Origin of the sequence: Microcystis sp. LE19-41.2A (assembly GCF_027530405.1) — a bacterium.
Taxonomy (GTDB): domain Bacteria; phylum Cyanobacteriota; class Cyanobacteriia; order Cyanobacteriales; family Microcystaceae; genus Microcystis; species Microcystis aeruginosa.
Genome location: NZ_JAPZQJ010000613.1, coordinates 1 through 4,786 on the forward strand (window position 1 = coordinate 1; position 4,786 = coordinate 4,786).

General features: G+C 38.6%; 6 protein-coding genes and 1 pseudogene. 4 read left to right on the plus strand and 3 right to left on the minus strand.

Annotation, left to right across the window (positions count from 1 at the left end; genetic code table 11):
* A pseudogene (locus O9290_RS25405) lies at positions 1 to 109 on the plus strand (IS630-like element ISMae24 family transposase); the annotation flags it as partial.
* Here the strand turns inward: O9290_RS25405 and O9290_RS25410 are convergent.
* The 3 genes from O9290_RS25410 to O9290_RS25420 all read right to left on the minus strand — a co-directional run bounded on the left by O9290_RS25410 (position 106) and on the right by O9290_RS25420 (position 2,390).
* Complete coding sequence (locus tag O9290_RS25410) at positions 106 to 480, minus strand: hypothetical protein (protein WP_288057607.1); 375 nt, start codon at positions 478 to 480, stop codon at positions 106 to 108. The pseudogene O9290_RS25405 and the gene O9290_RS25410 overlap by 4 nt on opposite strands.
* Positions 481 to 643: 163 nt before the next feature.
* Positions 644 to 1,285: a hypothetical protein gene (locus O9290_RS25415; protein WP_288057604.1), complete on the minus strand. Its 642-nt coding sequence runs from the start codon at positions 1,283 to 1,285 to the stop codon at positions 644 to 646.
* Between the two features lie 19 nt (positions 1,286 to 1,304).
* Positions 1,305 to 2,390: an amidohydrolase family protein gene (locus O9290_RS25420; protein WP_288057601.1), complete on the minus strand. Its 1,086-nt coding sequence runs from the start codon at positions 2,388 to 2,390 to the stop codon at positions 1,305 to 1,307.
* A gap of 294 nt (positions 2,391 to 2,684) precedes the next feature.
* Between O9290_RS25420 and O9290_RS25425 the strand changes: the two genes are divergently transcribed.
* The 3 genes from O9290_RS25425 (at position 2,685) to O9290_RS25435 (ending at position 4,699) form a co-directional block, all read left to right on the plus strand.
* A complete protein-coding gene (locus tag O9290_RS25425) occupies positions 2,685 to 2,957 on the plus strand; it encodes a BrnT family toxin (RefSeq protein WP_045357897.1) in 273 nt (90 codons plus the stop codon).
* On the plus strand, positions 2,941 to 3,195 hold the full coding sequence (locus tag O9290_RS25430; protein WP_002738362.1) for a BrnA antitoxin family protein: 255 nt from the start codon (positions 2,941 to 2,943) through the stop codon (positions 3,193 to 3,195). Before O9290_RS25425 ends, O9290_RS25430 begins: the two co-directional genes overlap by 17 nt.
* Positions 3,196 to 3,802: 607 nt before the next feature.
* Positions 3,803 to 4,699 (plus strand): hypothetical protein, encoded by an 897-nt coding sequence (locus O9290_RS25435; RefSeq protein ID WP_288087662.1) that lies wholly within the window; start codon positions 3,803 to 3,805, stop codon positions 4,697 to 4,699.
* Positions 4,700 to 4,786 lie beyond the last annotated feature (87 nt).

Sequence of the window (4,786 nt, forward strand, 5' to 3'; positions counted from 1 at the left end):
ATATGAATGGATTGAATTTAGCGCCTATAAAGACCGAAAGAGCCTCCTCGCTTACGTTAAAAAAGTGCTGGACAATTTTGGAGGCGAGTATGTAATTAATTTTGCCTAGGTACTTAGTTGTTCATCAATATCAATTTGAGATATTAAGTTAACTTTATTTCTTAAACTTAAAGAAATAGCATCAAAAATTTTATCTCTTAAAATCATTGGAATTTTGGGTTTTAATTGCTGATAAACCTGACTTAATTCATGCGGATATATATAAGCTAATATAGGATAACTAGGTAAACCTAATTCTGAGAGAACAGGCAAAGTCGGTTGAAAAACAATGATTGATTTGTTATTTTTGAGGGTAAAGAGCAAATTTTCGCAACTTTTTTCGTGCAGGGGAATTCCGTGAGCAGGAATATCAAGTATCAGGTTTTTCTCTTCACAGTATCCTCTCAGGTAATTTTGCCAGAATTCTTGGGAATCTTTCATAAGTTTTTTGTAATCAACTTAGGTTCGGGATAAGCCGAAAGGCTGATTAACCCGTCGGCTGAAACTCTTACTACTTTGTTTGAAGCTCCCCCGATTTATCGGGGGATTCTTGCGGAAGAAACATAAACAACCACAAAAACATCCTAATCCGCACCGAAGATAATTAACAGCAAGTGGTCGGAATATAAGGATTTTTTGCAAAATATTCGGATTTTTCTCTATTTTCAATCCAGGCTTGTAATTCTTCCGTAGTGACCGTTGCCTCACCAATACACGGGCGCGGAGGATAGGGAATATTAAACTTAAAAACATGGGGATCGTTTCCATCTGGATCGTCCAAAGTACCATGGAAAGCGTCAACTTTTACTTCAAACCAGTACCCTAGTCCAGCTTCTGTTGTACCTAATTCAAATTCATCAAACATTGGGAAAATATAGTTTTCATTGTTCGTTGAATCTTCTTCAAATACGGCCCACAGCAAATATGATGGGTCATTTATACTTCCAGAATTCTTAGGAGTCGCTTGGAACAATACTTTTAAATTTCCACCTATATCTTTGAGATTTGTGGTTGGGTTATCAAAATACTTTTTTAATTCAATAGCAACAGCCTTTTTGTGGCTATTGGTTGTGTCGTCAGCCCATCGCCAGATATAAGTGACGATTTGAGAAATTTGCTTCGATTGTTGGTAAATACGACTTAGAAATTCTAGATGTGGTGAAGAGGATGGCTCTGAATTTTGAGGATTAGTTATGGCAAGACTAACTTGAGCAGCTTTATGAAATAAGTTACGAGTTCCGAACATTAGGTTGTCTCCTTAAACCTTAAATTAAACTGTAAAAATGCTGAGGATTTTCCCAAACGATTTTTTTGACTATCTCCTCAGATAAGTTGTCTTCAAGTCCTATGACTTTTTTTACTCCATCAGCCTGATGATCCATGTGAGGATAATCAGACCCGAAGATTAAGTTGTCAGAGCCGATAAAATCAATGATCTGAGGTAAATAGGGTTCGGAGGGTTCTACCGCAATGTAACATTGACGGCGGAAATACTCCGATGGTAATAATTTTACCCGATCTTGGACTTCCCAATGTAAATTTTTGTATTCTTCGTCAAGCTTCCATAACCAATAGGGAAGCCAACCACACCCTGACTCTAGAAACGCCACCCTCAGCCTCCGATGACGTTCTAAAACCCCCCCTTCAATTAAGGCTAACAGTGCCATCATTTGTTCCATCGGGTGAGAACAAGCATGAAGCGCAAACCGACTATTAAACCGCTCTGCACCAGTGGTGGGTAAGCGGCTATGAGTGCCTTCATGAATTCCTACAGCCATGTCCAAATCCTCGCAGGCCGTCCAAAAGGGTTCATAGGCTGGATCGCTCAAAATTCTGCCTTTAACAGGGTTAGGGCGCAAAAAAACCGCCTTCCAGCCCAAGTTTGCCATGCGGTGTAGCTCTTTGACCATGTCTTCGGGATCGTGTTGATTGACTGCAGCGACTCCTTTCAGTCTAGCCGGGTCATAGCTACAATATTCTTCTAATAACCATCTATTATAGGCACGGACAAAAGCCCCCATCACTTCGGCGGGTAGGCTATCAATGGCAAATAACCACAGTCCATAGGTAGGATAAATAAAAGCCCTATCTACCCCCATTTGTACCATTGCTTGAACATGGGACTCTGGGTTATAGCGATTGAGATAAGCGTGGGGATGAGCTTGCATCATCTGCTTATTCCCTTCTGCTTGGACTTGTGGGGAGATTTTTTGACTAATCGGTTCTCCTTTGATTTTCATGTCAGCAGAAGGAGCAAATTCCCTAAATTTAGGGTCTAGGTATTGGCCCCACATTGCGGGGGGTTCAATGACGTGGGAATCAGCATCAATAATTTTGTACCCGTTGAGCATAGAGGTTTTTTGGCAATTTTCTACCTAAATTATATTTGATTGGGAAAAAGCGATCGCTTTTTTGCTGCTTTTTTTTCATCCCCTAAAACTCCATGGATTGATTGGGTTAAACTTGATACAACACTTTATTAAACTTAACGAATGGAAGCGATTGAATTTAAAATGATTCTTCATCATGGCACAGTTGTCATTCCCCCTGAATACCCCTCTAAGTGGGAAGGTAAGGCGATCCGTGTGATACTCTGAAGGGGTTTTGAGCTTGACTCAACCTTCTAAGATACATATAATGTATGTATGACATTTGAATATGATCCCAGAAAAGCAAAAACCAACTGGCAAAAGCACGGTGTTTCCTTTGCAGAAGCTGAAATGGTGTTTTTTGATCCCCTCGCTATTCATGATCTTGATCCCGATTGTATAACAGAAGAACGTTTTATTGCAGTGGGGATGGGAAACATGGGATCACTATTAGTGGTTATTTATACTTTGCGGGGTGAAGTCATTCGCTTGATTTCTGCTCGTCGTGCTACAAAACAAGAGAGAAAAACTTATGAGAAAGGAATATGATTTTTCTAAAGGAAAACGAGGGGCGCTCATTTCCTCTCAGGGAAAAACACGCATTACCATTTATCTAGATGATGAGATTCTAGCTTATTTTCGAGAACAGGCTGAAACCGCAGGAATGGGTTATCAAACCCTAATTAATGAGGCTTTAAAACAATATATCCAATCTCCTTCTGAGCGATCGCTCACTCAGTCCGATTTACGCCGTATTCTTCGGGAAGAATTATCAGCCCTCCAATAATGTTGCTTGTGATAGTTAAAAGTTAGGCGATCGCTGTCTGTTTTCAAGAATTGCGATCGCTTTTTTGCTGCCTTCTTTTCATCCCCTAAAACCGCTACAAGTCAGAGGTTAAAAGGGTTTTGATGATTTTAGTCGCCCGATTAATTCATTAGTTCTACTCTCAGGGATGAGGGAGTCATACCATAAAGTGACCCGTTGAATCTAATATAAATCTAATATAAATCTAATATATAGCGTTTCCCAATCTCATGAGGTACACCAAAATCTTAACTCCTGACTCCTGACTCCTCAAAACCTAAGACTCTGTACCTCACAACTATGGGAATTGCTATAAAAGTTAATATTCTGCTCAAAAAAACCTATTAGAAAAGTATTAATTTTAGAGATTGCCATTACTCAAAATAAAACTTATTCTGGTATCAAAGGTGATTAAACAAATCACTTGTAATCCAAAAGACAAGACATTTTGCTTAAGGCATTATGGCTAACTCGAAAAATTCAGCAATGGATTCTTGAGAACGTCTTCAAGGTGTAGATCAGTTTCTTTTCTCTTATACCAAGAGATACTTAGTTCATTTACTAAAAAAATCACAGAGGTACTAAAAAAATGGCGACAAAACTCAATTTCTTGAATAACACAAGTAAACCAACATCAAACCAGATCCTCATATTTCTTCAACCCGTAGGACCTCAACAGAATTACCTTTTTTCTGCTTGGAATGTTCTCAATCCTTCCATCGGCTCAACTCAGAGTGTAATTTTAAACAATGAATTCTCTGGCAGTATTGCAACTTTTGGTGACACTCGTGGAAATTACAGCGGACCGGTATCATTACCTTTAGGTAAAGCTTTACAAATAACTAACCCTAATAACCAAAGTCCTGTAATTGGCTTGCCTGGAGATTCAATTGATAAAGAGCAAGTTGGTTTGCAAAATGATGCGATAACTCCTCCAACTAATTTAAGCGTTACATGGTATGTCAATGGCAACAAAGTAGTGGAAACCAATAATACTTCAACTACTACGCTGAACCCAGGATTTAAATCTCTGTTCCAGTTGAAGCAGTCAATTTTCGTCTTTCTTGGTCAGCGACCTACTGAGACTGAGACTTATACTCTTTCGACCATCAACAAGACACAGGAATTTCCTATACCAAATAGTGCGACAGAAGTGTCTTTTGAAGTTTATACTGATACTGATGGAATTGATAAATTCCGAGAAATTTCAAATCAGCAGTTTAATACTTTGGTAGAACAATCGGTAAGGTTATCTAAAACATATCGTGCTGATCTTGAGACATTCAAAACCAGAATTGCTGATCTTGAAGAGGAAAACTATCAACTTAGCCAATCAAATCTGAATTTGGGCAATAGTGATGATGTTGGAATCTGGTTTCAAGCTAAGACTGGAAATTTGCCAACACAAGAAGACATGAAAAGTTTTTTGATAAATATAGCAATTCTTGGAGCTATGAGGTACAATGGAAAGCAAATAGACAAATAATAGAACTTACCAGCTTCCTATGAGACCCTATTCCGTAGATTTTCGCCAAAAAATTATCGATGTCTGGAAGAAAGAAAAAATTTCCAT